This window comes from Deinococcus rhizophilus (genome assembly GCF_030271215.1).
In the GTDB taxonomy this organism is placed as follows: domain Bacteria; phylum Deinococcota; class Deinococci; order Deinococcales; family Deinococcaceae; genus Deinococcus; species Deinococcus rhizophilus.
In genome coordinates, this window is the sequence record NZ_JASNGB010000023.1 from 1 (window position 1) to 23,920 (window position 23,920).

Consider the following 23,920-nt stretch of genomic DNA (forward strand, 5'->3'; position numbering starts at 1 on the left):
TCTCCCGACGGCGTCGATCTCGTCGATAAAGACGATGCAGGGGGCGGACTTGCGGGCCTGTTCGAACAGGTCACGGACGCGGGCGGCGCCGACACCGACAAACATCTCGACGAAGTCGCTGCCGGAGATGGAGAAGTAGGGGACGCGGGCTTCGCCCGCGACCGCCTTGGCGAGCAGGGTCTTGCCGGAACCGGGGGGGCCGACCAGCAGGACACCGTGGGGGATGCGGGCGCCGAGCTGGTGGTAACGCTCGGGGTGGCGCAGGAAGTCGACGACTTCCTGCAGGTCCTGTTTGGCCTCGTCGCAGCCCGCGACGTCGGCGAAGGTCAGCTTGATCTGCCCCTCGCTGATCACCGCCGCCTTCGACTTCCCGAAGTTGCCCGCCCCGTTCCCGCCGCCCGCGCCGCCGCGCAGCGAGCGCCACAGCACCAGCAGGATCAGCCCGGTCAGGATCAGCGGGAGCACCGACCCCACCCACGCGAAGGGCGAGCCGCCGGTCACGACCCGCAGGGGCACGTCGGTCTGCCGCAGCCGGGTTAGGGTGGACGCCTGGGTCGCGGCGTCGGTGGGCACCACCAGCGAGACGGGCCGCGTCTGATCCTCCAGATACACCGAGGCGTCTCCGGTCCCCGCTAGGGTGAGCAACTTGATGCGCCCGGCCCCGGCATCCTCGAACAGGCGGTTAAGGGTGTAGCGGGCGGGCGGCAGGGTCGGGGCGGGCCGCGTCTGCTGGGGGCCGGGAGCCGGGGCTGCCGCGCGGGTGGCCCCGGCAGGGGTTCCCAGGGGCGCGAGCAGCAGCAGCGGCAGCAGCCGGGGCACGGCGGGGTGCAGGCAGGAGCGGCGCATACGCCATGCTACGGCCCGGCGGGGCGCGACATGGGACGCTTCCTGACCTTCCGGGCATCCCACTCTCAGGAGCGCGTCAGTTTGGGGGACTAGGCTGCCCCCATGCACAAATTCGCCCTGTTCGGCGCCCTTGCCCTGGGTCTCAGCTCCTGCACCGTGACGGTCGGCAGCACCCTCGGCCTCGCCGGAAGCCGCAGCAACCTGATCGCGGAGTTGCGCCCCGACCGCGGCGAGGGAGCCACCTACCGGGTGGGTGAGGAGGTCCGCTTCCGGATCACCACCCGCACGCCCGGCTACCTCACGCTGGTCGCCCTGCAACCCGGCGGCGTCGCCAGCACCCTGGTGCAGGGCGTCTATGTGCAGGCGGGCACCACCGTCTTCCCCCGCCCACAGGACGGGGTGACCTACAACGTGGCCGCGCCGCGCGGTCTCCAGCGCGTCCGGGCGATCTTCACGCGGGTGCGGCCCACCACCGAACTCGTCTTCAGCGGGGTCTACACCGAGGGCCGCTGGAACACGGCGACGACCACGTATGTCCAGCCCTACGCCGCCGCCGACCGCGACGTGCAGGAAACCTCCCTGTACATCCGCTGAGCTGCCCCCACCCGCCAGCCGCCCCCGCGCGGCTGGTTTTGGTTACCCTGCCGGACATGAGCCTGCCCCCTGCAAGCCTGACCTTCGAGGACGCCCGGCGGCGCGTGGACGCCTACATCTCCCAGTTCGAGGAGGGGTATTTTCCGCCCCTGCTGATGCTGGCCCGCCTGACCGAGGAGACCGGCGAGATCGCCCGCGTGATCGCCCACGGCAACGGCAAGACGCCCAAGCCCGGCGAGGACACAGGCGACCTGGAGATGGAACTCGCCGACCTCCTCTTCGTGATGCTGTGCATGGCGAACGAGCGAGGGTTGAACCTGGAGCGCGGCTTTACGCGGATGATGGCGAAGGTCGAGACGCGCGACGCGGACCGCTGGACGAGAAAGGCCGGGCCCGAAGGTGAGGGCAGCGCCTGATGCAGCACGGCGAACGCACGCATGTGCCCGTCGACCTCCACGCGGGCGGGGTGGTCATCCTGAACGGGCGCGGGGACATCCTGCTGGTGCGCGAACTCGGCGTGCCGGGCCAGATGGAAAAGGCTGGGCTGTGGCACATCCCCTCGGGCAGCGTGGAGGACGGCGAGAACCCGCAGGACACCGCCGTGCGCGAGGCCTACGAGGAAACCGGGCTGCGGGTGCGGCTGGTGCGGTACCTGAACACCTACCTGGGCCGCTTTCCCGACGGCGTGTTCGTCCTGCGTCACCTCTGGCTGGCCGAGCCGCTGCCGGGCCAGGCGGTCGCCCCCACCTTCACCGACGAGGTGGCCGAGGCCCGCTACGTGAGCCGCGAGGAGTTCGCTGCCCTGTACGACGCCGGGCAGATCCGGATGTACCAGACGAAACTGTTCTACGAGGCCGCCCTGCGCGAACGCGAGCGCCGCTGATACGGATTCCGTCTGATTCCTGCACATCCAGGACAGCGCTGGATGCGCATCCATCGCCCGGAATCCGTCGTTTTTCCTTCTCCCTTCGGTCGGATTTCCGGGTGTTCAGGGCACCCTTCAATCGGAATCCGGATAAGTCCAAAGCGAGGAGGCGAACGCCTGAGCGCCCGCCTCCCTGGGTCCCGCCGCTTTACTCGTAGCCCAGTTCCCGCAGCGCCTCCTCGTCCTCGCGCCAGCCGGGGATCACGATGACTTCCAGCCCCAGAAAGACCTTGCGGTTCAGGAACACCTCGAGCTGCTTGCGGGCGGCCTGCCCGATCTCGCGCAGTTGCTTGCCGCCCGCGCCGATCACCATGCCCTTGTGGGCGTTCTTCTCCACGACGATCTCACCCTCGATGCGCTGGAGGCCGTCCTCGCGCTCGGTCCAGCGGTTGACGCGGGTGGCGACGGCGTAGGGCAGCTCGTCGCGCAGCTTCTTCATCGCCTCCTCGCGGATGATCTCGGCGGCCCACTGCTCGCGGCTCTGGTCGCTGGCGGCGCCGCGCGGGAAGAAGAAGGGGTTTTCCGGCAGCACGTCCAGAATCTGCTCGCGCAGGGTGCCCACCGCCTCGGGGCTGTTCTGGGCGCTGAGCATGACCTCGGTCGTCTCGCCCGTGCGTTCCTCCAGGAGCGCCCGGTAGAGCTTCATCGCCTCGTCGGGGTACTTGGCGGCGTCGGTCTTGTTGCCGATCAGAAACAGCGGCTTGGGAAGGTCGCGCACCTGCCGGGCGACCAGCCCGTCCTCGTCGGTGGGGGGGTGGCGCAGGTCCACGACCCACAGGATCACGTCCACGTCGCTGAGCGCACTGTGAACCTCCTGGTTCATGTACTTGCCCAGGGCGTCTTTGGGTTTGTGCAGCCCCGGCGTGTCCACGAAGACGATCTGGTGGGTGTCGGTGGAGTGGATGCCGCGCACGCCCCGGCGGGTGGTCTGGGGGCGCGGGCTGGTGGGAGCCACCTTGGTGTTGAGAAAAGCGTTGAGCAGCGTGCTCTTGCCGACATTGGGTTTGCCCACGATGGCGACGAACCCGGAGTGGGTCGCGGCGCCGTCCGCGTCTGGGGAGGAGAATCCGGTCATGGGGTGATTGTCGCACGGGGGGCACCGGGAACGGCCCCGGCCCCCGGCGCGTACTGGGGGCATGAGCGCCCCGACCCGGATTCAGGCGACCTTCGCCGACATGTTTGCCCAGAGCACGGCGGTGCTGACCCGCCCCAGCCCGGCCACCTTCGAGCACTTCGAGCGCCGGGGCGGGGTGCGGCAGGCGTTCTGGTACGTGGGCCTCGCGGCGCTGGTCTCGGCCATCATCGCGGCCCTGTTCGCGCCCTTTCACGGGGACGTGACGGTGCTGGGGCAGTTCTTCAGCCGCCTGGTGCTGATTCCGCTGCAATTCGGCATCTTCACCGGGGCCGTCTACCTGCTGGGCGGTCGGCTGTTCCGGGGCAGCGGGCGCTACGAGGAGGTCGCCTACAGCTTCTCGCTGTTTTACGTGCCGCTGAGCATCCTGGGGACGCTGCTGGGGATCATTCCCATCCTGGGCTGGCTGGTCAGCCTGCTGGTGACGGTCGCGCTGGTGGTGTTCGGCTACCTCGCGGTGCAGTCCAGCATGAACCTGCGCGACCCCGTGCAGGCGGGCGCGACCCTGCTGCTCGCGGCGCTGCTCAATGGCCTGTTGGTCAGCCTGCTGCTCGCGCCGCTGCTGCTCTCGCCCTTCGTGGGCCGCTGACCGGGCAGGCCCCCGCCCCTCTAGACTGCCCGCCATGACGCAGACTCCCGGTTCCTCCGACGTGACCCTTTCCACCGACGACCGCGCCCGGCTCGATCAGGTCTTTATGCAGGTCGTCCTCGACGTGCAGGGGCAGGTCCAGCAGACCCAGCCCCAGCGGGACGGAGCGCTGGCGGCCATGTTCCACAAAGAGCAGATGGGCGACGCCCTGCAAGGCTGCGCGATGCTGATCGCGGGCTGGAACGAGAACCGGGTGGACGGGGCCGGAGTGGACCGCGCGGCCCGTGCCCTGCGCGGCCTGGACCTCGGGGAGCTGGCCGAGCGGGTCGAGCGCCTGCGGGGGATCGCGGACAGCGGGGCCTGATCACCTCTGTTGCCTGCGCCACACTCTGCCGCGCCGACGCTCTGTCACACTGCGGGCACTTCAGGGGAGTACGCCGCCCGCGCCTGATCCGGCCGGGTGCATGAGGGCCGACAGTTCGGGAGGCAACGCCGCCCCGGTCCCACGCAGCGAGGGCCAGACCTGGGCAGGATCCCCCATCCGGGGACGCCTGCTCTGGTGCTGGCCCTCCTCCCGTGGGTGGAGTTCCTGCCGCCGGGTGGGTCCGGGTGGACGGGTCCGGAAGGACTCCCGGAATGGACCTGTGGATGACGTTGTGGATGGGCAAGCCCATGTGGATGTGGGCGGTCTTCTTCGTGCTGGTGCTGGGCCTGCTCGCCTTTGACCTGGGGGTACTGGCGCGGCGCCGGGGGCAGCGGGGTGAGGAACTCGGGGTGGGCGCCAGCCTGCGCCTGAGTGCCTTTTACATCGCCGTGGCGCTGCTGTACGGCGCGTGGGTGTGGTGGGCGCTGGGCGCCGAGAGCGGCATGGCCTACCTGACGGGCTTCGCGGTGGAAAAGGCGCTGGCCCTCGACAACGTGTTCGTGATCAGCGTGATTTTCGCGGCCCTGGCGATTCCCCGTCACCTGCAGCACCGGGTGCTGTTCTGGGGCATCCTGGGCGTGATCGTGCTGCGCGGCATCATGATCGCGCTGGGCGCGGCGCTGGTCTCGCAGTTCGACTGGGTGATGTGGGTGTTCGGCGCCTTCCTGCTGCTGACCGGGGTCAAGCTGCTGCGCGGGGGCGGCGGGCACAGTGAGGCCCCGGACCTGGAGCGCCACATCGTGGTGCGGGCGCTGCGGCGGGTGCTGCCCCTGAGCCCTGGCCTCGACGGCGAGCGGTTCCTGACCCGGCTGCCCGATGCCGCCGGGCGGATCCGGCTGCACGCCACGCCGCTGCTGCTGGCGCTGTTGCTGGTTGAATTCGCCGACCTGGTGTTCGCGGTGGACTCCATCCCGGCGATTTTCGCGATCACGCAAGACCCCTTTATCGTGTACACCAGCAATATCTTCGCCATCCTGGGCCTGCGGGCGCTGTACTTCGCGCTGGGCGCCCTGGTCGACCGCTTCTGGGCCCTCAAGCCCGCGCTGGCGCTGGTGCTGGTCTTTATCGGCGCCAAGATTTTCTGGGGGCAGGCGTTCGGCAAGGTCGACCCGGCGGTCAGTCTGACCGTCACCCTGGCGATTCTGGGCGGCGGCGTGCTCGTCAGCCTGTGGCGTCCGCGCGGGGGGGGCGGCGCCGGGGACGCGGCCCAGGCATAGGCGGGTTCGGCCCGGGCGAGGCAGGGAAGGAACGGCAGGTGGCCGGGAAGGTGCCCATCAGGACACGGCCTTCCCGGCCACCGACCCATTCCCGGCCTACCCCTCGTCCACGAGCCCCTCCTCGGCCAGCACCCGCAGGGCCTCGCGGTCGGCCTGCGCGACCTCGTCGGCGCGGCCCAGCGCTCCCCACTCGTCGGTGCCCCCGCCCTGCCCGTCCCCCAGGATGGGCGGCAGGCCCCGCAGGTAGGCGGCCTGCGCGATCAGGTACGCCGAGAGCGGCGTGGTCAGGAACTGAAACAGCAGCACCGCCGCCAGCCGGGTAAAGGCCGCCGCGTCATTGAGCGCGAAGGCCACCCCCAGGAAGATGCCCGCCGACCCCAGCGTAACCAGCTTGCTGCTCGCGTGCAGCCGCGAGTAGAGGTCCGGAAAGCGCACCACCCCGATCGCCGCCGTGAGCACGAAAAAGGCCCCGATCAGAATCGGGAGGTCGCGAACGGCCTGAAAGTCATCCATGACGCGTGCTCCTCCCGGCGGAGGGCTGGTGGCGAACGGCGGACCGCTTCACTTCATCACCCGGCCCAGCAGCAGGTAGCGGGTCAGGGCCACGGTGGAGAGGAATCCCAGCAGGCTCAGGACCAGCGCGGCGTCCAGCATCACGAGGTAGCCGGTGCGCACAGCGATCAGCGCGAACAGCACGACCAGATTCACGCTCAGGAAGTCGAAGGCCATGATGCGGTCGCCCCACGAGGGGCCGCGCAGCACGCGGTAGGTCACGAGCAGCACCGAGAGGGTCACGATGCCCAGGGCGAGGTTGATGATCATGCGGGGCCTCCGGTGGGCGGGAAGGGAAGGGGGGTATCGAGCGCCAGCAGGTAGCCCTCCACCCGCACGATAGAAGCGCGGGCAGCCTCGGCGTCGGCGGTGCCGATGGCGTGGGCATAGAGGGTGTGGCGGTCGCGGCTCAGGCCCACCGTGACGGTGCCCGGCATCAGGGTGATCGAGGCCGAGAGCAGGGTCAGCAGGCCCTCGCCGCGCAGCCGCAGCGGCACCTCCACGATCATGGGATTGAGCCGGGGCCGGGGCCGCAGCGCCAGCAGCGCGACCTGCACGTTTGCCACGGTGAGTTCGCGCAGAAAGAAGCCGAGGAAGGCCAGCCAGCCAGCCCCGCGCCGCAGGGTGGCCCGCAGGTCGGGCGCTCCCCGGGGAGCGGCGCGTGCTCCCACCGCCCGGGGAAAGAGCCGCACGATCAGCACCCCCAGCCCCAGCCCGACCACGAGGTTGCGGACCCCCGGCTCGCCCAGCAGCAGCGCCCACACCACCGCCAGCAGGCAGACCAGGGTGAGGCGGCTCACGGCTCCTCCGGCACGGTGGGCGGGGGCGGAATCACGACGGGGTCGTCGCCCAGCACGCCCCGGACATACCGGCCGGGCTCGCGGAGTTCGCCTGCCGTCGCCTCAGCCCAGCCCAGCAGCGGCCCCGCGAAGAGGGTCAGTCCCGCCACGAGCGCGGTCGCGGCGTAGGCGGCGGACCGCAGCCCGAAGGGGACCTGGTAGACCGGGAACATCACGAGGTGCTTGCCCCAGAAAAAGCCGCGCCACACGCCCAGCATCGCGTACAGCAGGATCAGGCTGGCGAGCAGGGCGCTGAAGACGGCAACGAGCGCCAGCGGTGACCCCTGAGCGAGCCCCGCCTGCACCAGCGCGTACTTGGCGACGAAGCCTCCCGAGGGCGGCAGCCCCGCCACCGTCAGCGCACACAGCAGGAAGCAGGCGGCCAGCAGCGGCAGAAAGTCGATCATGCCCCGCACCGTGACCAGCCGCGACCCGGACGCCCGTTCCGCGACCGCCGCGATGGCAAACAGCGCCGCCGTCACGAGCACGCTCACCGCGAGGTACGCCACGCTCGCCCGCAGCGCTTCCGGGGTGCCGATGCCCAGCCCAAAGGCGAGGTAGCCCACCGAGCTGATCACCGTGAAGGAAAAGATGCGCCGCCACTCGCGCTGGCTGACCGCGCCAAAGGCCCCGAACAGCATCGTGACCGCCCCCAGCCCCAGCAGCAGCGTGTTGGGCAGCGCCGGGTCCTGACCGAAGACGGTCGTGAACACCCGGATCAGGGCGTAGATGCCCACCTTGGTCAGCACCGCCGCGAAAAAGGCGCCCACGGCGGGCGGCAGCGCCGGATAGGTGCCCGGCAGCCAGAAGCCCAGCGGAAACAGCGCACTCTTGGCGGCAAAGACGATCAGGAGCAGCACCCCCACCGCCGTCACCGTGGTGTTCGGTCCCAGCTCGGCCGACCGCTGCGCGAGGTGCGCGAAGTTCAGCGTGCCCAGCACCCCGTAGGTCAGGCCGCAGGTCACCACCAGCAGCGCCGAGGCGACCAGATTCATCACGATGTAACGGAAGCCCTCGCGCAACTGCTCGCGGGTGGACCCCAGCACCGCCAGCGCGTAGGAGGCGACCAGCATGACCTCGAAGGCCACGAACAGGTTGAACAGGTCCCCGGTCAGAAAGGACATCTGCACCCCCGCGAACAGGAAGAACAGCAGCGCGAACAGGTGGTGCTTTTCCCGCACCGGGTCGGGGTCGGCGGCGGCCTGCCACACGGCCAGGACCCCGCTGACCGCCGCGAGCAGGCTCATCCACGCCGCGAGGCGGTCGGCGGTCATCACGATGCCGAAGGGCGCGGGCCAGCCTCCCAGGCTGCCCACCAGCACCGCCCCGCCCGAGGTGGCGGCGACCAGCCCGGCCGCGAACAGCAGCCCTGCGAGTGCTCCCACCAGCGCCAGCCCCACCTGCACCGGCCTGCGCCACCGGACGAGCAGCAGCAGCCCGACCCCCAGCGGCGTCAGGATGGGCGCCAGCGGCAACCACGCGAGGTCCGCCGGAGTCATGGGCGCCCCCCGGCGGCCACGGGCGAGGCGTCCTCGTCCTCCAGGTCGGGGCGGTCGGGGCTCTGGTGCTCGGGGTCGGCGAAGGAGCCGTCCTCGGCACCCGGGTCACGGGCGAGGCTGTCGCCAAAGGCTTCCACGTCGTCGTGCCCGGCGACCTGATAGGCCCGCAGCGCCACGGTGAGCAGCAGCGCGGTGGTGGCAAAGCCGATCACGATGGCCGTCAGGATCAGGGCCTGCGGCAGGGGGTCCATGTAGGGACCGGGCAGCGTCAGCAGCGGCGGCGACACGTCGCGCAGCCCCGCCACGGTCAGAATGGCGAGGTTGGCCGCGTAGCCGATAAAGGTCAGCCCCAGCACCACCCGCACGATCACCCGCGACAGCAGCAAGAAGACGCCGACCGCCGCCAGCAGGCCGATAATCACGGCAAAGAGGGTTTCCATTCAGCGGGCCTCCGGACAGGGAAGAGGGCGGGGGCGGGTGGGGGCAGCCTGGCTCATTCGTCCCCCTCCACCGTTTCCTGCGGGGCCACCTCGGTCAGCGCGTAGGCGATGGTGAGGCTGGCCCCCACGACCAGCAAGAAGACGCCGAGGTCGAACAGCAGGGCGGTGGCCCACTCGAACTCGCCCGTGACGGCCGTGGTGATGTACCCGTAGTCGCTCTTGAGAAAGGGCTTGCCCAGCAGGTACGGCACCAGGCCCGTCGCAAAGGACAGCGCCAGTCCCCAGGGAATCAGCCGCACCGGGTCGAGGCGCAGCGCCGAAAAGCCGTAGGCGATGCGGTGCAGCACCAGCGCACACGCGGTCATCAGCCCGGCGATGAACCCGCCGCCCGGCGCGTTGTGCCCGCGCCACAGCAGCAAAAAGGAGAACAGCAGCACCAGCGCGAACACCGCCCGGCTGGTCGAGCGCAAGATGGGATCGCCCGACAGCGGGGCCGGGGCCGGGGCCTCCCGGCCAGTGGACGGGGTGGGGGGCCGGGTCATGACCGCCTCCGGGTGGGGGGCTCCGCCGTGTCGTCGGGGGCCGTGCGGGGGCGGCCCGGCTTGCCCAGGCGCACCAGGCTCAGCACCGCGAGCGCGACCATGCCCACCACCGTGATCTCGCCCAGGGTGTCAAAGCCCCGGAAGTCCACCAGCAGCACGTTGACCACGTTCTTGCCGCCGCCGCCCTTGTAGCTGTATTCCAGGTAGTAGGGCGAGATGGGCGGGGCCAGAAAGCGCACGCTGGAGAGCACCAGCAGCGTGAGGCCCACCCCGGCGAGCCCGGCCAGCCCCACGTCGAAGACGTAGCGGCCCCGGGTGCGCGGCAGGTCCCGCACCCCCGGCAGGTACCGGAAGGCCAGCAGAAAGAGAATCACCGTCACGGCCTCCACCAGCAGTTGCGTCAGCGCGAGGTCGGGCGCCCGGAAGGCCAGAAAGGCCGCCGCACTCCCGAACCCCGTCAGGCCCGTCACGATCACGGCGGTCAGGCGCCCGCGCGAGAGCAGCACCCCCACCGCCCCCGCGACGAGCAGCGCGGCGACCGGCAGCACTCCCAGCGGCAACTCCCCGAAGGGATAGAACACCTGCGGCGCCCGCCACACCGCGTAGCCCGCCATCAGCGCGGCGGCGGCCAGCGTGATCCGCAGCTGGTCGGGCAGCGGCAGCCCCTGCGTCCGCGCGATCAGCCACGAGGAAAAGACGTTCACAGTCTGGGTCAGGCTGTAGTACACCGTGTTCGCGTTCACCCGGGGGGTCAGGCGCCGCCCCAGCGCCTCCATTCCACTGGCCTGCCACACCAGCACCGCCCCCAGCGCCCAGGTGAGAAAGGTCGCCAGCAGCGCGGGCGTGACCCCGTGCCACAGCTTGAGGTTCCCCTCGTAGGCCCCGAAGTTCAGGGCCCCCTGCGCGGTGCGGGTCAGGGCCTCGGCGGTGCCGGGCAGCAGCCCGAAGGCCAGCGCGGTCAGCGCGAGTCCGGCGGCGGGCAGGGTCAGGCCGGGCGGGGCCTCGTGCGGCTCGGCCCCGGCGGGGGCACGCGGCGCTCCCAGAAAGACCCGCAGCAGCCTCAGCGAGTACGCGAAGGTCAGCGCACTGCCCGCGACCGCCACCGCCAGGAAGAGCGGCCCCTGATGAAGCATCGCCTCGTAGAACAGCTCCTTGGAGATGAAGCCGCCCAGCGGCGGCAGCCCCGCCATGCTCAGGGCCGCCAGCAGGGCCACCGCGAAGGTCAGCGGCAGCGCCCGCCGCAGGCCCCCCAGCAGCGGCAGTTCGCGGGTCCCGGTCTCATGGTCGATGATGCCCACCACGAAAAAGAGCGCCGCCTTGAAGGCCGCGTGGTTGAGCAGGTGCGCGGTCGCGGCAAAGCGGCCCTCGGCGTCGGCCAGTCCGTAGAGGCTCATCAGCAGGCCCAGCTGCGACACGGTGGAATACGCCAGCAGCGCCTTGAGGTCGGTCTGCCGCAGCGCCAGCCACGACCCCCACACCAGCGTCGCCAGACCGACCGGCACGATGATGGCCGACCACAGCGCCGCCCCGCCGAACAGCAGCCCGAACTTGGCGACCAGGACCACGCCCGCCTTGACCATCGTCGCGGAGTGCAGGAAGGCCGACACCGGGGTCGGGGCCTCCATCGCGGTGGGGAGCCACAGGTGGAAGGGGAGCTGGGCGCTCTTGGTAAAGGCTGCCAGCAGCGTGAGCAGCAGCGCCGGGGTGAAGTACGCCGACTCGCGCAGCGCCCCCACGTCCAGCGCCGAGAGCGACGTGCTGCCGCCCCCCAGCGCGATCATGGCGACCGCCGCCAGCATCGCGAGGCCGCCCAGCGCACTCACCAGAAACGCCTTGACCGCCCCGTCCCGCGCCGCCGAGCGGGTGTGCCACAGCCCGATCAGGAGGAAGCTCGTCACGCTGGTCATCTCCCAGAAGCCGAACAGCGCCACGAGGTTGTCGCTGAGGACCAGCCCCAGCATCGAGCCGCCAAACAGCAGGAGGTAGCTGTAAAAGCGCCCGAACCGTTCGCGCTCCGAGAGGTAGGCGACCGAGTACAGGCTCGCCAGCGTGCCGATCACACCGATCAGCACCGCGAACAGCAGAGAGAACCCGTCGCCCCGGAAGGCGAGGTCGAGGCCCAGGGTGGGCACCCAGCGGGTGACCTCCAGTGCGGGCGCCGCGCCCGGCATCCCCAGCAACTCGGGAATCAGCAGCAGGGCAGGCAAGAAGGCCGCTGCCGCGACGTACCCGGTGCGGCGGCCCAGCCTCGGGCCCAGCCACGCGGCGAGCGCGGCGATCAGGAAGGGAAAGAAGACCGCGAGCGTCATGGACCGCCCGCGTGCGGAATAGGCGGGAGTAGAGGCCGTGTGGGCATGGGAACCTCCGGGAATAGGGCGCCACCGCCCCGCCAGGGGTCCTGGAGACGGGAGGCGGTCGCCACTCAGCGACGGCGGGAGATGGAGCCGTCCCCCTCCGGCTCCGCTGGTCCTCGGATTCGCCCGTGCCCCGGCGGGTGCCCCCGGGAAACCTGCGTCCGACCGGAGGTCAGTTTAGCGGACAGGCGCGGAAGAACCGGGAGGGCGCACACGCGGCGCGGGGCAACCGCCGAAGTCAGGGCGCCGGGGGAAAAGCCCCCTCACCCCTCATGCGGACTCTGTTCACACGGACTCTGTTCATATGGACTCTGTCCAACCCGTGACCGAACCGGGAGGGCACCGCCCCGGTCACTCCTTTCCCGCCCCCCGTTGTTTCCTGCTCGCTCTGCTTCGCCGTCATCGTGAATGGACGCCCCTTCCTGGGAAAAACGGACTCGCTTGAGCAAACCTGCCCGCTGGGGACGCCACTCCTCAGCTTGGCGAGTCCGCTCGGGCGGAACGGTTTCTGTCACTGGTCAGCCGGAATCTGTGTCACCCCCGGTGGGAGGGAGGTGGCGGGCCAAGTGACTCGCCGGGCGGCCTGCAAGCTCCGGCCCATTCCTCTAGACCGCTCCCCCCGGCCCATACCCGCCCGGTCTAGACTGCGCCCCATGTCGCCCCGCGCCGCGTTTCCCTGCTGGCCCCGTTTCCTCCGGGTCTGACGCCGCGCTGCCCACCAGCCACCAGCCCCCCGGAGGAGTTCAGCTCTCCGGGCGTTTTCGTTTGAGCCCCTGCTTTTCAGCCCCGAGAGGACCCCCATGTCTCCACCCCAGCCCCCGGCCCAGCCCGCCCGCACTGAAAATCTCCATGTCACGGCCTTCACGCCGCTGGTCACCCCGCGTGACCTCAAGGCGGAGCTGCCCCTCACGCCGACCGCCGGGGCGACGGTGCTGGCCGGACGGCAGGCCGCGCAGGACATCCTCGCGGGGCGCGACGGGCGCCTGCTCGCGGTGGTGGGGCCGTGCTCGGTTCACGACTTCGGGGAGGCGGTCGCCTACGCCGGGCGCCTGGCTGCGCTGCGGGCGCGGGTGGGAGACCGGCTGGAGGTCCAGATGCGCGTCTACGTGGACAAGCCCCGCACGACGGTGGGCTGGCGCGGCTTCCTGATCGACCCCGACATGACCGGGGCCAACGACATGAACGCCGGGCTGCGCCGCACCCGCGAGCTGATGCTGCGGGTCTCCGAACTCGGGCTGCCGGTCGCCACCGAGCTGCTCGACCCCTTCGCGCCGCAGTACCTCTTCGACGCGGTGGCGTGGGCCTGCCTGGGGGCCCGCACCGCCGAGTCGCAGACCCACCGCGTCATGGCGAGCGCGGTCAGCGCCCCGATGGGCTTCAAGAACGGCACGGGCGGCGGCCTCAAGCTCGCGGTGGACGCCATTCTCGCCGCGCGGCACCCCCACGCCTTTTTCACCATCGACGACGACGGCCGCGCCTGCGTGGTCCACACGCGCGGCAACCCCCACGGGCACGTCATCCTGCGCGGGGGCCGGATGGGGCCGAATTACGCCGCCCCCTTCGTCGCGGAGGCCGCCGCGCTGATGGAGGGGGCGGGCCTGACCCCCGCCGTCATGGTGGACGCCTCGCACGCCAACAGCGGCTCGGACCACACCCGGCAGGCCGGAGTCTGGCGGGACGTGCTCGCGCAGCGCCTCGCCGGGGGGACGGCCCTCCGGGGCCTGATGCTGGAATCCAACCTGCGCCCCGGCAAGCAGGCCATTCCCGCCGACCTGTCGCGGCTTCAGCCCGGCGTCAGCATCACCGACGCCTGCGTGGGCTGGGACGAGACCGAGGCGCTGCTGCTCGAAGCGCATGCGGCGCTGGGAGGCTGACCCGGAGTTTTCCTTCATCCCCACGGTTGCCCGGCGGGCCAGCCTTCAGACTGTCCCCATGCGGTTGGTCGTGATGGGCGCGGCAGGCAGTGGCAAGACGACGGTGGGGCGCGAGGTGAGCGCCCGGTCAGGCTGGCCGTTTCTGGACGGCGACGATTTCCATTCCCAGGAATCCCGCCGCCGGATGGCCCGGGGCGAGGCGCTCACCGACGCGGACCGCTGGCCCTGGCTGGAGCGGCTGCGGACCGAACTGGAGGCGCGGCCCGCAGCCGTCCTGGCCTGCTCGGCGTTGCGGCGGGCCTACCGGGACGCGCTGCGGGGGCCTGGGGTCCGCTTTCTGTTCCTGCGGGTGCCGGAAGCGTTGCTGCACGGGCGCTTGGCGGCCCGCAGCGGGCACTACGCGGGGCCGGACCTGCTGCCCTCGCAACTCGCGGCGCTGGAGGAGCCGGGCCGGGACGAGCCGGATGTGCTGACCCTGGGCGTGACGGCCGCCGATTCGCCCGCCGACCTCGCCGCCCGCGCCCTGACCGCGCTGGGGGTGGCCCATGCCTGACCGCCCCAGAAGCCTCGGCGGGGGCCGCAAGCCCTCCGAGCGACCCAGCAAGGTCTGCGCGGCCTGCGGCCTGCCCTTTACCTGGCGCAAGAAGTGGGAGCGCGACTGGGAACAGGTCAAGTACTGCTCCGACCGCTGCCGGGCGGCGGCACGGCGGGGGACCTCGTGACCGCCCCGGCTTACGGCCTGGTGTGCCTCACGGTCGGCCCGGAGGTGCGTTTCCGGACCATCACCCTGACCAATTACCGCAAGCTCTCGCCGGGCGAGCGCGAGGCCAAGCTGCTCGACCTGTACGCCGACAATATCGTGCGGGTGCGGCGGGCGGCCGAGTTCTGCGCGGCGCGGGGCATCCGGCTCTACCGCCTGAGTTCCAGCCTCTTCCCCATGTTCGATCTCGAGGACGATGACACCGGCCGGGCAGTGCTCGATCACCTCGCCGGGCCGATGCGGGAGGCGGGGCAGGCCTTCGAGGACGCCGGGATTCGCGTGCTGATGCACCCCGAGCAGTTCATCGTGCTGAACTCGGTCCGCCCCGAGGTCCGGGCGGCGAGTGCGCGGGCGATCGCGGCGCATGCCGACACGCTCGACCGCTTCGGCTTTCCGCGCTCGACCTGGAACCTGCTGCTGCTGCACGGCGGCAAGGGGGGGCGGGCGGCTGAACTCGCCGCGATCATCCCCGATCTGCCCGACAGCGCCCGGTTGCGCCTGGGGCTGGAGAACGACGAACGCGCCTACGGCCCGCAGGACCTGCTGCCCGTCTGCGGGGCAACGGGTGTGCCCCTCGTCTTCGACGCCCACCACCACGTCGTCCGCGAGAAGCTGCCCAATCAGGAGGACCCCAGCGTGCGCGAGTGGGTCCTGAAAGCCCGCGCCACGTGGCAGCCTCCCGAGTGGCAGGTCGTCCACCTCTCCAACGGCATCGACGGCCCGCAGGACCGCCGCCACAGCCACCTGATCACCGACTTCCCCAGCGCCTACCGCGACGTGCCCTGGATCGAGGTGGAGGCCAAGGGCAAGGAAGAGGCGGTGGCCGGGCTGATGGGGCGGGGGGCTGTACCGCCGGAGCAGCCGTGACCCATCCGCAGGACCGGCACGGCAGAGGACGCACCCGGTCCGCCGGGGTTTTGCGGGCGCGGCGGGCTGCTTCAGCGCTCAGGAAGACTTCACGGTTCGGAACAGAAAAAAGGCCCCCGGGGGAGCCCGCGCTACACTGACGGCCACGTTCAACGGAGTCTGGAGGGTCGCCTGAGCCGCGTTCTGGGCTGGTTCGGGCGACCTGCTCCGTTGACGCCCGCCTCCAATTCTCTTGGAAGGAGAGTTCCATGACCGACCACCCGAACCGGCCGCCCGCGTCCCCCGAACCCCGTGGGGTCAGCGAGCAGAGCAAGCAGGAGCAACTGAGCGAAAGCCGCAAGGACTCGCGCGGCCAGTACCTCACCACCAACCAGGGCCTGCGGGTCAGCGACACCGACAACTCGCTGACGGCGGGTCTGCGCGGCCCCACGCTGCTCGAGGATTTCCACCTGCGCGAGAAGATGATGCACTTCGACCACGAGCGCATCCCCGAGCGGGTCGTGCACGCCCGGGGCTCGGGCGCCTACGGTTACTTTCAGGTGTACGAGCCGCTGACCGAGCTGACCCGCGCCCGCGTCTTTCAGGACCCGTCGGTGAAAACCCCCGTCTTTGTGCGCTTCTCCACCGTGGCGGGCTTTCGCGGCTCGGCCGATACGGTGCGCGACGTGCGCGGCTTCTCGGTGAAGTTCTATACGGAGGAGGGGAACTGGGACCTCGTGGGCAACAACATGCCCGTCTTCTTCATTCAGGACGCCGTGAAGTTCCCCGATCTCGTCCACGCCGTCAAGCCCGAGCCGCACCACCAGATGCCGCAGGCGTCGGCGGCGCACGACACGTTCTGGGATTTCATCTCCCTGATGCCCGAAACCGCCCACAACGTCATGTGGGTGCTGTCCGACCGCGCCCTTCCCCGCAGCTACCGCATGATGGAGGGCTTCGGGGTGCACACCTTCCGCTTCGTCAACGCCGAGGGCAAGGCCCGTTTCGTGAAGTTCCACTGGCGTCCGGTGCTGGGCACGGCCTCGCTGGTGTGGGACGAGGCGCAGAAGATCGCCGGGAAGGACCCCGACTTCAACCGCCGCGACCTGTGGGAGGCCATCGAGAAGGGCGACTTCCCCGAGTACGAGCTGGGCGTGCAGATCGTGGAGGAAGAGGACGAGCACCGCTTCGACTTCGACCTGCTCGACGCCACCAAGATCATCCCCGAGAACGAGGTGCCGGTGCGGATCGTCGGCAAGATGACCCTCAACCGCAACCCCGACAACTTCTTCGCGGAAACCGAGCAGGTGGCGTTCCACCCCGGTCACGTCGTGCCGGGCATCGACTTCACCAACGACCCGCTGCTGCAGGGGCGGCTCTTTTCCTACCTCGACACGCAGCTGATCCGGCTGGGCGGGCCCAACTTCGCGCAGCTTCCCATCAACCGCCCGGTCGCGCCGGTCCACAACAACCAGCGCGAGGGCTACGGGCAGCAGACCATCCACCGGGGCCGCGTGTCGTACTTCCCCAACTCGCTGGGCGACGGCACGCCCCGGCCCGCTCCCGAGGCCGAGGGCGGGTACGTGCACTACGCGGAGCGGGTGGCGGGCCACAAGATCCGTGGGCGCAGCCCCAGCTTTGCCGACCATTTCACCCAGCCCGCGATGTTCTGGCACTCGCTGACCCCGCCCGAGCAGGACCATCTGGTCGAGGCCGCGCAGTTCGAGCTGGGCAAGGTGGAGGTCTTCGCCATCCGCGAGCGCATGGTCCACGAGTACCTCAACCGGATCGACCACAGCCTCGCCGTGCGGGTGGCCGAGGGGATCGGCGTCGAGCCGCCCACCGAGGATGCCAGTCCGGCCGTGACGGGACGGGTGCCCGAAGTCGGCGTGGAGGCCCGCAAGCGCACCGACTCCATCAGGACCCGCAAGGTCGCGGTGCTGGCCGCCGACGGTGTGGACGACGCGGGCCTGAGTGCCGTGCGGCAGGCGCTGACCGACGCGGGGGCCACCGTCGAGGTGATCTCCAGGTTCCAGAAACCCTTGCAGGGAGAAGGCGGCGAGGTCAAGGTGGACAAGAGCTTCATGACCACTGCCTCGGTGATGTACGACGCCGTGTTCGTTCCGGGCGGGCCGGCCAGCATCGACGCCCTGAAGGGGCAGGGGGACGCCCTGCACTTCCTCAACGAGAGCTTCAAGCACGGCAAGGCCATCGGCGCGGCGGGTGAGGGTGTGGCGCTGCTGCGGGCGGCCGACCTCGCCGGGGTGGACCTTTCCGGGCCGCAGGGCCAGCCCGACCTCGGCGTGGTCACGTCGGACGGCGCGGAACTCGTGAATCTCACCCAGGGCTTTATCGCCGCCGTGGCCCAGCACCGCTTCTGGAACCGCCCGAAGGGTCAGGTGCCTGCCTAACCGCCCTCGCCGACGCGCCGATGGGTGGCCCTGAGCTTTCCCCCTGCCGAGTTCGCCCCCTGCCGGGTTCGGTTCGGCAGGGGGATTCCTGTGGTGACGCCGCCCGGCTCCCGGCACGCTACCCTGGGAGGCGTGAACGTCGTCGTCTTCGACCTGGAAACCACTGGCCTCTCGCCCGAGCGCGACGCTATCGTGGAGATCGGGGCCATGCGGGTGCGGGACGGGCGGGTGCGGGAAGACGAGCGCTTCGAGACGCTGGTGCGGCCCGTGAGTGGCGAGGGGTTCCCGCTGCGGATTCCCTGGCGGGCGCAGCAGGTCCACGGCATCAGCGACGCGATGGTGCGCGGGGCGCGGGAGCTGGGCGACGTGCTGCCCGAGTTCCTCGACTTCGTGGGCGACTCGGCGGTGGTCGCGCACAACATCGGCTTCGACGGGGGCTTCTTGCGGGCGGCCACCCGGCGCCACGGCCTGCGCTGGGCCCCGGCCGCCGAGCACTGCACCCTGCAGCTCTCGCGCCGCGCCTTTCCCAGCGAGCGCTCGCACAAGCTCGACCTGCTGGCCGCGCGGCTGGGGCTGGAGTTCGCTCCCGGCGGGCGTCACCGTTCCCTGGGAGACGTGCGCGTGACCGCCGAGGCGTACGTGCGGCTGATGGAGCGCTTGCGGGTGGGGGCGTAGGGGCTTACCGGCCTGCCTTCGCCGCCCCTGCCGTCACCTTCGGCACGAACACGATGGCGTTGGGCACCGGCCGACTCCAGACCGTGTTGAGGTAGCCTCCCAGCCCAGCGTACCCGCCCGTCAGATAGGCGGTCGCGCTCGATCCGCTGTCCAGCCGCACCGCGTCCTGCACGCCCGCCCCCACGAGGGCCGCCGCGAACGCTTCCGGCGTCCCGTGCTCCAGGTAGGCGACGGTGGGCTGGTCCCCCAGCACCCCGAAGGCGACCTGCCGGGTGGCCCGCCAGATGCTCGCGCCCGTGTCAAAGGCCTCGCGCCCGGGGTCGAGGACCACCCGCCCGCCCCGCACCAGCAGCGGCCCGGCGGCCAGCGCGTCCTGCGCCCGGTCCCAGGGGGCGTCGGTGGCCTGCCAGTTCACCGACACCGTGAGCCGGGCGCCCGGTGTGCGCGGCAGGGCAGAAAAGCGGGCCGGGTCGAAGGTCAGCGCCAGCACCCCGCGCGGCGGCACCACCGGCCCTGGGGCAGCCCGGCTGACNACCGTGAGCCGGGCGCCCGGTGTGCGCGGCAGGGCAGAAAAGCGGGCCGGGTCGAAGGTCAGCGCCAGCACCCCGCGCGGCGGCACCACCGGCCCTGGGGCAGCCCGGCTGACCCGGCCCCCCTCGGCCCACAGGGTCGTCAGGCCCCCGGCGCCCACCCGCGTCGCGCCGTCGCCCACAAAGGCGGTCAGCAGCGTGGGCCGCACCTTCGCGCCCACCCCGTTCACCGTGAGGGTCCCGAAGTCGCCGCCCACCACGTAGCGGGGGCGGGGATACCCGAACAGCGGCGTGCCCTGCGGGGTAAAGCCCACCGCCGCCCGCCTCTCCAGACTGCCCGCCGTCAGCAGGCCCCCCACCGCCACGAGGTCCACCGGAAGACGGCTGGCGGGGTCGAAGTAGCCGCCGTTCACGCCCGCCACTCCGCCCGCGGCCTGCACCAGCGCGGCCACGTCCCGCGCCGCCCCCACCGGGGCCGTCACCACGCGGGGCTGAAACCGCGCCGGATCGAAGCTCAGCAGATGCAGCCCGCCGCGCGTGCGGTAGGTCACGCCCCCGGGCAGCGTTTCCGGGTTGACAGGCGGCGGCACGCGGGGGTCGAGGTGCGTGGTCGTGTCGATCACGACCCGGTAGGGGTTGTCCAGGGTAAAGACCTCGCTGGTGCCTCCGCCCGTGCGCAGGCCGACCCGCAGGCCCTCCGTGGTGGCCTCCACGCGCAGGTCGTCCCCGCCGGGCAGGGCGGTCCGGGAGGCGCTGCCCGTCACGCGCGGCAGCAGCACGTTCAGGCCACCGGACTCGCGCACCACGCGGTGGGGGGTGGCCGCGCTGAGTTCCAGCACGACCCGCTGCACTTCCACTGTGCGGTGCAGAGAGCGCCCCACCCGCACGGTGCCCAGGTTCGCGAGTGGGGGCAGGGAGGGAGCGGGAGCAGCAGGCGCAGGTGCCGGAGCCGCCTCCGCCGGGGCCGGGAGATCGGGCGAAGGGGGGAGCGTTTCTCCCGGGACGGCAGCGGGAGCGGCGAACCCCAGCAGTTCCGGCGTGTCGGCCGTGACCGGCACCCCCAGCAGCCGCAGGGCCGCGAGCGGCACGTACAGGCTGGGGCCGAGGGCCTGCGGCGGGGGCAGCGGCGCTCCCCCCGTCAGCGTGAACCCTGCCGCCCGCCAGCCCAGTCCCGGCGCGTACCGCAGTTCGCGCTCGCCGTAGCGCAGGCGCAGGTCCTGCGGGTCGTTGCGCACGGCCACGCCCAGCCGGGGCAGGGTCCAGACCGCCAGGGCCTCGCTGCCGCCGGGCAGGAGCCGCGTTTCGACCGCCGCTGCCTGCACTGCGCCGCCCACTGCCACCGGGCGGGCAGCCGCTGCCCCCGCCGCCCATGCCAGCAGCGCCAGCGCCGCCGCTCCCCTCGTTCGCCTCCTCGTCACGGGCGCGAGTGTAGCGTGCCCGCCTTCCTGTTGGGCCACGCGAAAACCGCCCGCACGGGGCGGGCGGCTTCGGAAAGGGCCGGTGTGGCTTACTGCCCGGCGGGAATCAGCACGGTGTCGATGATGTAGACCGTGCCGTTCGAGGTGGCGATGCCCTCGCCCTGAATGTTGGCGTCCCCGATCCGGGCGCCCGCCGTGCCGCTGGGACGGGTCAGCGGGATCTGGACGTTGGTCGCGGTGGTGAGCGTGGGGCTCTCGGCCAGCGCCGTCGCGGTCACGCGGCCAGACACCACGTGGTACAGCAGGACCTGACGCAGGCGGGCCGGGTCGGCCCGGAGCGCCGCCAGGGTGGCAGCAGGAACCGCGTTAAAGGCGTCGTTGGTGGGCGCGAAGAGGGTGAACTCGCCGCTGCCCAGCGTCTCGGCCAGACCCGCGGCCTGCACCAGCTCCGCGAGGATGCTGAAACGGGGGTCGGTCGTCACGAAGGCCGCGAGGCTGCCTGCCGCCGGGGTGGCGGTCACCGTGGCGGTGGTGGTCGTGGTGGTCGTCGCCGTGCCCGTCGTTGCCTCGGCGGTGGCAGGCGCCTCCTCGATGGTTTCAGCGGCGGGGATGGTCAGGCCGGGGGGCAGCAGCACCTGATTGATCACGAAGATGGTGCCGTTGCTGGCGGTGGTCAGGCTGGCCGTGACCGGGGCCGCGTTGACAGCCCGCGCGGTGCCGCTCAGGGTCAGCGACAGCGTGCCGCCCTGCACCGAGGTCAGGTTGGTGTTGCTGGCGAGCTGCTCGGTGCTCAGGCGGCCCTGCACCACGTGGTACAGCAGCACCTGCCGCAGCACCTCGGGGTTGGCGGCGAGGTTGGCGAGGGTCGCGTCGTCGAGCGCCGCGAAGGCGTCGTTGGTGGGCGCGAAGACCGTGAACTCGCCGCTGGTCAGCGTCTCGGTCAGGCCCGCGTCGCTGAGCAGGTCAAGCAGCGTGCTGAAACGCTCGTCGGCCACGATCACGTCGTACAGGGTGTTCGTGGTGACGGTCACTTCGGTCTCCGTCGCGGTGGTCGTCTCCGCCGCCGTCGCGGTCGACTCGGTCGTGGTCTCGGTGGTGGCCGTCTCCGTGGTCGTCTCGGTGGCGGCCGTGGTTTCCGTGGTGGTGGTCGTGGTGGTCGTGGTGGTCGCGCCCGTCAGCGGCACGGCCGGGATGCTGCGGATGTCGAAGGCGGCGGGCGCCGTGACGACCGGAGCGGTCACCACGGGGGCCACCGGGGCGGGCGTGGTCACGACCGGAGCAGCGGGCACGGGAGCAGCGACAGCCGGGGCCACCGGGGGCACCAGCACCGTGTCGATCACGTGGATCACGCCGTTGCAGGCGGCCACGTCGGCGCGGGTCACGGCGGCGTTGTTGATCATGACGCGGCCGTTCATCACGCGGACGTTCACGGTGGCGCCCTGCGCGGTGCGGGCGCTCGTCAGGCTGCGAACCTGCGCCGAGGAGACCTTGCCGGGCACGACGTGGTACAGCAAGACGCTGCGCAGCATCTCCTCGTCGTTGAGGATCATGGCGAGCTGGTCGCTGGGCAGCTTGGCAAAGGCCGCGTTGGTCGGCGCGAACACCGTGAACTGGCCGCTCGCAAGCGTCTCGGTGAGCCCGGCCGCCTCGACCGCCGTCAGCAGGGTGCTGAACTGCGGGTCGCTGGAGACGATCTGCGCGATGCTGCGGCAGGTCGCGGGGTTCTGGGCGGCGGGAGCGCCGGCCCCGCCCGCGAGCGCGGGGGTGGCAAGCATCAGGCTGAGCGTGAGCAGGCTGGTCTGCTTCTTCATAAGGTCACCTCGGAGAGAAAGTTTTTAAAAAGGCTGGTCCGTCCCCCAATGTTCTACACGGCGCCCTGAAACGCAACTTCGGTAACGTTTCCCCCACATCTCCTAAAAGAAAAAACGGCCTGGGTTGGCCGCTTTCTCATGCACTGCTCACAGCCCCGGAAACTCACCGACCGAAGTACTCCGGCAGGTCGGCCTCGGTGATCAGCACGTCGCGCGGTTTGCTGCCCTGGTGCTTGGAGACGATGCCCATCGCCTCGAGCATGTCCATCAGCTTGCCCGCGCGGGCGTGGCCCACCGACAGTCGGCGCTGCAGCCGCGAGACGCTGCCCTGGCCCTCCTCGATGCAGATCAGGGCCGCCTGCCGCAGCAGCGGGTCGGAAAAGTCCATGTTGGCCCTGTCCGGGCCGGGGCCGCCGGCCTCCGGGGCGCCCTCGAAGTCGGAGCCGTAGGCTTCCACGAAGGCGTCGTCGAACACCTGCCGCCGCAACTCGTCGGCGATGCGGGCCGACTCGACCTCCGAGATGTACGGCCCCTGCAGGCGCATGGGCTTGATCAGCCCCGGCTGGTAGAACAGCATGTCGCCCATCCCGGTCAGCCGCTCGGCGCCCACACTGTCCAGAATCGTGCGCGAGTCGTGGCTGCTGCTCACGGCAAAGGCGACGCGGGCGGGCACGTTCACCTTGATCAGGCTGGTCAGGATGTCCACGCTGGGCCGCTGGGTGGCGAGCACGAGGTGCATCCCGGTCGCGCGGGCCATCTGCGCGAGGCGCATGATCGCCGACTCGACCTCCTTGGGCGAGGTGATCATCAGGTCGGCCAGCTCGTCGATGATGATGACGAGGTGCGGCAGCTCGGTCTCCTGCACCATCCGCATCTTGGCGTTGTACTGCTCGAGGTTCTTGGCGCCGACCGCGCTCATCATCTTGTAGCGCCGCTCCATGTGCGCGACCGCTCCCAGCAGCACGCCCGCCGCGTCCACCGGGTTGGTCACCACCGGCCGCACGAGGTGGGGAATCCCGTCGTAGGGGGTCAGCTCCACCATCTTGGGGTCCACCATCAGGAAGCGCAGTTCGGTGGGCAGGTAGCGGTAGAGCAGGCTGGTGATCAGCGTGTTCACGCACACCGACTTGCCCGAGCCTGTCGAGCCCGCGATCAGCAGGTGAGGCATCTTGGCGAGGTCGCCCACCATCAGCTCGCCGTCGATGCTCTTGCCCAGGATGATGGGCAGCTTGGCCCGCGTGCCCCGGAAGGTGGGCGCCGCCGCCGCCTGATGAAAGGTGACGGGCTCGCGCTCGAGGTTGGGCACCTCCAGCCCGATCACGCTCTTGCCGGGCACCGGGGCCTCCACGCGCACGCCGCCCACCGCCAGCGCCCGGGCGAGGTCGTTGGAGAGGCTGGCGATGCGGCTGATCTTCTCGCCCGGCGCGGGCTCGATCTCGTAGCGGGTCACGGTCGGCCCCCGCGCGAAGTCCACCACGCGGGCCTGGAGACCGAAGTGCCGCAGCGTCTGGTCGATCACGGCCGCCCGCTGCTGCGCCGCGACCTGCAGGGCGGCCGGATTGACCGTGCCCACCGGGACGGGGTCAAGCAGGTCGTAGCCCGGCAGCGCGAGGTCGGTCGCGCCCTGGCTGGGGCGGCGGCG

24 protein-coding genes are annotated in these 23,920 nt (G+C 71.1%); 12 read left to right on the forward strand and 12 right to left on the reverse strand.

The window, feature by feature from the left end; all coding sequences use genetic code 11:
* Positions 1-846 (reverse strand): AAA family ATPase (locus QOL99_RS04570; protein ID WP_285521831.1); only part of this gene is annotated, 846 nt, incomplete at its 3' end.
* A 102-nt stretch (positions 847-948) separates the two neighbouring features.
* On the opposite strand from QOL99_RS04570, the gene QOL99_RS04575 reads away from it, so the two are divergent.
* From QOL99_RS04575 to QOL99_RS04585, 3 genes are read left to right on the forward strand one after another with little or no spacing between them, the layout of a single operon-like run.
* The gene (locus QOL99_RS04575; RefSeq protein WP_285521833.1) at positions 949-1,440 is read left to right on the forward strand and encodes a DUF4384 domain-containing protein; all 492 of its coding nucleotides are present in this window, start codon (positions 949-951) and stop codon (positions 1,438-1,440) included.
* Positions 1,441-1,496: 56 nt separating this feature from the next.
* On the forward strand, positions 1,497-1,856 hold the full coding sequence (locus QOL99_RS04580; RefSeq protein ID WP_285521835.1) for a nucleotide pyrophosphohydrolase: 360 nt from the start codon (positions 1,497-1,499) through the stop codon (positions 1,854-1,856).
* The gene (locus QOL99_RS04585) at positions 1,856-2,323 is read left to right on the forward strand and encodes a Nudix hydrolase (protein ID WP_285521838.1); all 468 of its coding nucleotides are present in this window, start codon (positions 1,856-1,858) and stop codon (positions 2,321-2,323) included. The genes QOL99_RS04580 and QOL99_RS04585 overlap by 1 nt, the downstream gene beginning before the upstream one ends.
* Positions 2,324-2,513: 190 nt before the next feature.
* Here QOL99_RS04585 and era read toward each other — a convergent pair whose 3' ends face one another.
* Positions 2,514-3,440, reverse strand: a complete 927-nt coding sequence (gene era / locus QOL99_RS04590; RefSeq protein ID WP_285521839.1) for a GTPase Era — start codon at positions 3,438-3,440, stop codon at positions 2,514-2,516.
* Between the two features lie 61 nt (positions 3,441-3,501).
* Between era and QOL99_RS04595 the strand changes: the two genes are divergently transcribed.
* The 3 genes from QOL99_RS04595 (at position 3,502) to QOL99_RS04605 (ending at position 5,727) form a co-directional block, all read left to right on the forward strand.
* Positions 3,502-4,086 carry a YIP1 family protein gene (locus tag QOL99_RS04595; RefSeq protein WP_285521842.1) on the forward strand — a complete coding sequence of 195 codons (585 nt, stop codon included), beginning with the start codon at positions 3,502-3,504 and terminating at the stop codon, positions 4,084-4,086.
* Between the two features lie 34 nt (positions 4,087-4,120).
* The gene (locus QOL99_RS04600) at positions 4,121-4,450 is read left to right on the forward strand and encodes a hypothetical protein (protein WP_285521846.1); all 330 of its coding nucleotides are present in this window, start codon (positions 4,121-4,123) and stop codon (positions 4,448-4,450) included.
* Positions 4,451-4,722: 272 nt separating this feature from the next.
* On the forward strand, positions 4,723-5,727 hold the full coding sequence (locus QOL99_RS04605) for a TerC/Alx family metal homeostasis membrane protein (protein ID WP_285521848.1): 1,005 nt from the start codon (positions 4,723-4,725) through the stop codon (positions 5,725-5,727).
* A 96-nt stretch (positions 5,728-5,823) separates the two neighbouring features.
* On the opposite strand, the gene mnhG is transcribed toward QOL99_RS04605, so the two are convergent.
* Genes mnhG through mbhE form a run of 7 tightly spaced genes read right to left on the reverse strand, consistent with a single transcriptional unit; the run spans position 5,824 to position 11,908 of the window.
* Positions 5,824-6,240: a monovalent cation/H(+) antiporter subunit G gene (mnhG, locus tag QOL99_RS04610; RefSeq protein ID WP_285521850.1), complete on the reverse strand. Its 417-nt coding sequence runs from the start codon at positions 6,238-6,240 to the stop codon at positions 5,824-5,826.
* Positions 6,241-6,288: 48 nt separating this feature from the next.
* Positions 6,289-6,549 carry a monovalent cation/H+ antiporter complex subunit F gene (locus QOL99_RS04615; RefSeq protein WP_027459842.1) on the reverse strand — a complete coding sequence of 87 codons (261 nt, stop codon included), beginning with the start codon at positions 6,547-6,549 and terminating at the stop codon, positions 6,289-6,291.
* Positions 6,546-7,079 (reverse strand): Na+/H+ antiporter subunit E, encoded by a 534-nt coding sequence (locus QOL99_RS04620; protein WP_285521856.1) that lies wholly within the window; start codon positions 7,077-7,079, stop codon positions 6,546-6,548. Before QOL99_RS04620 ends, QOL99_RS04615 begins: the two co-directional genes overlap by 4 nt.
* A complete protein-coding gene (locus QOL99_RS04625; RefSeq protein WP_285521858.1) occupies positions 7,076-8,617 on the reverse strand; it encodes a proton-conducting transporter transmembrane domain-containing protein in 1,542 nt (513 codons plus the stop codon). The genes QOL99_RS04620 and QOL99_RS04625 overlap by 4 nt, the downstream gene beginning before the upstream one ends.
* On the reverse strand, positions 8,614-9,057 hold the full coding sequence (locus tag QOL99_RS04630; RefSeq protein ID WP_285521860.1) for a sodium:proton antiporter: 444 nt from the start codon (positions 9,055-9,057) through the stop codon (positions 8,614-8,616). The genes QOL99_RS04625 and QOL99_RS04630 overlap by 4 nt, the downstream gene beginning before the upstream one ends.
* A gap of 53 nt (positions 9,058-9,110) precedes the next feature.
* The gene (locus QOL99_RS04635; RefSeq protein ID WP_285521862.1) at positions 9,111-9,599 is read right to left on the reverse strand and encodes a Na(+)/H(+) antiporter subunit B; all 489 of its coding nucleotides are present in this window, start codon (positions 9,597-9,599) and stop codon (positions 9,111-9,113) included.
* Positions 9,596-11,908, reverse strand: a complete 2,313-nt coding sequence (mbhE, locus tag QOL99_RS04640) for a hydrogen gas-evolving membrane-bound hydrogenase subunit E (protein ID WP_285521863.1) — start codon at positions 11,906-11,908, stop codon at positions 9,596-9,598. Before mbhE ends, QOL99_RS04635 begins: the two co-directional genes overlap by 4 nt.
* 845 nt (positions 11,909-12,753) lie before the next feature.
* Here mbhE and QOL99_RS04645 point away from each other — a divergent pair.
* From QOL99_RS04645 to QOL99_RS04670, 6 genes are all read left to right on the forward strand, one after another.
* The gene (locus QOL99_RS04645) at positions 12,754-13,827 is read left to right on the forward strand and encodes a 3-deoxy-7-phosphoheptulonate synthase (protein WP_285521864.1); all 1,074 of its coding nucleotides are present in this window, start codon (positions 12,754-12,756) and stop codon (positions 13,825-13,827) included.
* A gap of 58 nt (positions 13,828-13,885) precedes the next feature.
* Positions 13,886-14,380 (forward strand): gluconokinase, encoded by a 495-nt coding sequence (locus tag QOL99_RS04650; protein ID WP_285521865.1) that lies wholly within the window; start codon positions 13,886-13,888, stop codon positions 14,378-14,380.
* Entirely contained in the window at positions 14,373-14,549 is a 177-nt protein-coding gene (locus tag QOL99_RS04655; RefSeq protein ID WP_285521866.1) for a DUF2256 domain-containing protein, read from the forward strand. Before QOL99_RS04650 ends, QOL99_RS04655 begins: the two co-directional genes overlap by 8 nt.
* Positions 14,546-15,454, forward strand: coding sequence for a UV DNA damage repair endonuclease UvsE (gene uvsE / locus QOL99_RS04660; RefSeq protein ID WP_285521867.1), 909 nt, complete (start codon positions 14,546-14,548; stop codon positions 15,452-15,454). The genes QOL99_RS04655 and uvsE overlap by 4 nt, the downstream gene beginning before the upstream one ends.
* A gap of 248 nt (positions 15,455-15,702) precedes the next feature.
* Positions 15,703-17,844: a catalase gene (locus tag QOL99_RS04665; RefSeq protein WP_285521868.1), complete on the forward strand. Its 2,142-nt coding sequence runs from the start codon at positions 15,703-15,705 to the stop codon at positions 17,842-17,844.
* Between the two features lie 132 nt (positions 17,845-17,976).
* A complete protein-coding gene (locus QOL99_RS04670) occupies positions 17,977-18,519 on the forward strand; it encodes a 3'-5' exonuclease (RefSeq protein ID WP_285521869.1) in 543 nt (180 codons plus the stop codon).
* A gap of 4 nt (positions 18,520-18,523) precedes the next feature.
* Here QOL99_RS04670 and QOL99_RS04675 read toward each other — a convergent pair whose 3' ends face one another.
* The 3 genes from QOL99_RS04675 to QOL99_RS04685 all read right to left on the reverse strand — a co-directional run.
* Entirely contained in the window at positions 18,524-20,428 is a 1,905-nt protein-coding gene (locus QOL99_RS04675) for a phosphodiester glycosidase family protein (protein WP_456318843.1), read from the reverse strand.
* A 128-nt stretch (positions 20,429-20,556) separates the two neighbouring features.
* Complete coding sequence (locus QOL99_RS04680; protein ID WP_285521872.1) at positions 20,557-22,278, reverse strand: fasciclin domain-containing protein; 1,722 nt, start codon at positions 22,276-22,278, stop codon at positions 20,557-20,559.
* Positions 22,279-22,441: 163 nt separating this feature from the next.
* Positions 22,442-23,920: DNA translocase FtsK (locus tag QOL99_RS04685; protein ID WP_285521874.1), on the reverse strand; the 1,479-nt coding region annotated here is incomplete at its 5' end.

Bases quoted from the DNA above. Each gene is read 5' to 3' on its own strand.
- QOL99_RS04645 (WP_285521864.1), top strand. From the start codon at position 12,754: ATGTCTCCACCCCAGCCCCCGGCCCAGCCCGCCCGCACTGAAAATCTC.
- QOL99_RS04600 (WP_285521846.1), top strand. From the start codon at position 4,121: ATGACGCAGACTCCCGGTTCCTCCGACGTGACCCTTTCCACCGACGAC.
- QOL99_RS04625 (WP_285521858.1), bottom strand. From the start codon at position 8,617: ATGACTCCGGCGGACCTCGCGTGGTTGCCGCTGGCGCCCATCCTGACG.
- QOL99_RS04575 (WP_285521833.1), top strand. From the start codon at position 949: ATGCACAAATTCGCCCTGTTCGGCGCCCTTGCCCTGGGTCTCAGCTCC.
- mnhG (WP_285521850.1), bottom strand. From the start codon at position 6,240: ATGGATGACTTTCAGGCCGTTCGCGACCTCCCGATTCTGATCGGGGCC.
- QOL99_RS04650 (WP_285521865.1), top strand. From the start codon at position 13,886: ATGCGGTTGGTCGTGATGGGCGCGGCAGGCAGTGGCAAGACGACGGTG.
- QOL99_RS04585 (WP_285521838.1), top strand. From the start codon at position 1,856: ATGCAGCACGGCGAACGCACGCATGTGCCCGTCGACCTCCACGCGGGC.
- QOL99_RS04655 (WP_285521866.1), top strand. From the start codon at position 14,373: ATGCCTGACCGCCCCAGAAGCCTCGGCGGGGGCCGCAAGCCCTCCGAG.
- QOL99_RS04630 (WP_285521860.1), bottom strand. From the start codon at position 9,057: ATGGAAACCCTCTTTGCCGTGATTATCGGCCTGCTGGCGGCGGTCGGC.
- QOL99_RS04665 (WP_285521868.1), top strand. From the start codon at position 15,703: ATGACCGACCACCCGAACCGGCCGCCCGCGTCCCCCGAACCCCGTGGG.
- era (WP_285521839.1), bottom strand. From the start codon at position 3,440: ATGACCGGATTCTCCTCCCCAGACGCGGACGGCGCCGCGACCCACTCC.
- QOL99_RS04635 (WP_285521862.1), bottom strand. From the start codon at position 9,599: ATGACCCGGCCCCCCACCCCGTCCACTGGCCGGGAGGCCCCGGCCCCG.
- QOL99_RS04680 (WP_285521872.1), bottom strand. From the start codon at position 22,278: ATGAAGAAGCAGACCAGCCTGCTCACGCTCAGCCTGATGCTTGCCACC.
- QOL99_RS04580 (WP_285521835.1), top strand. From the start codon at position 1,497: ATGAGCCTGCCCCCTGCAAGCCTGACCTTCGAGGACGCCCGGCGGCGC.
- QOL99_RS04595 (WP_285521842.1), top strand. From the start codon at position 3,502: ATGAGCGCCCCGACCCGGATTCAGGCGACCTTCGCCGACATGTTTGCC.
- mbhE (WP_285521863.1), bottom strand. From the start codon at position 11,908: ATGACGCTCGCGGTCTTCTTTCCCTTCCTGATCGCCGCGCTCGCCGCG.
- QOL99_RS04605 (WP_285521848.1), top strand. From the start codon at position 4,723: ATGGACCTGTGGATGACGTTGTGGATGGGCAAGCCCATGTGGATGTGG.
- QOL99_RS04615 (WP_027459842.1), bottom strand. From the start codon at position 6,549: ATGATCATCAACCTCGCCCTGGGCATCGTGACCCTCTCGGTGCTGCTC.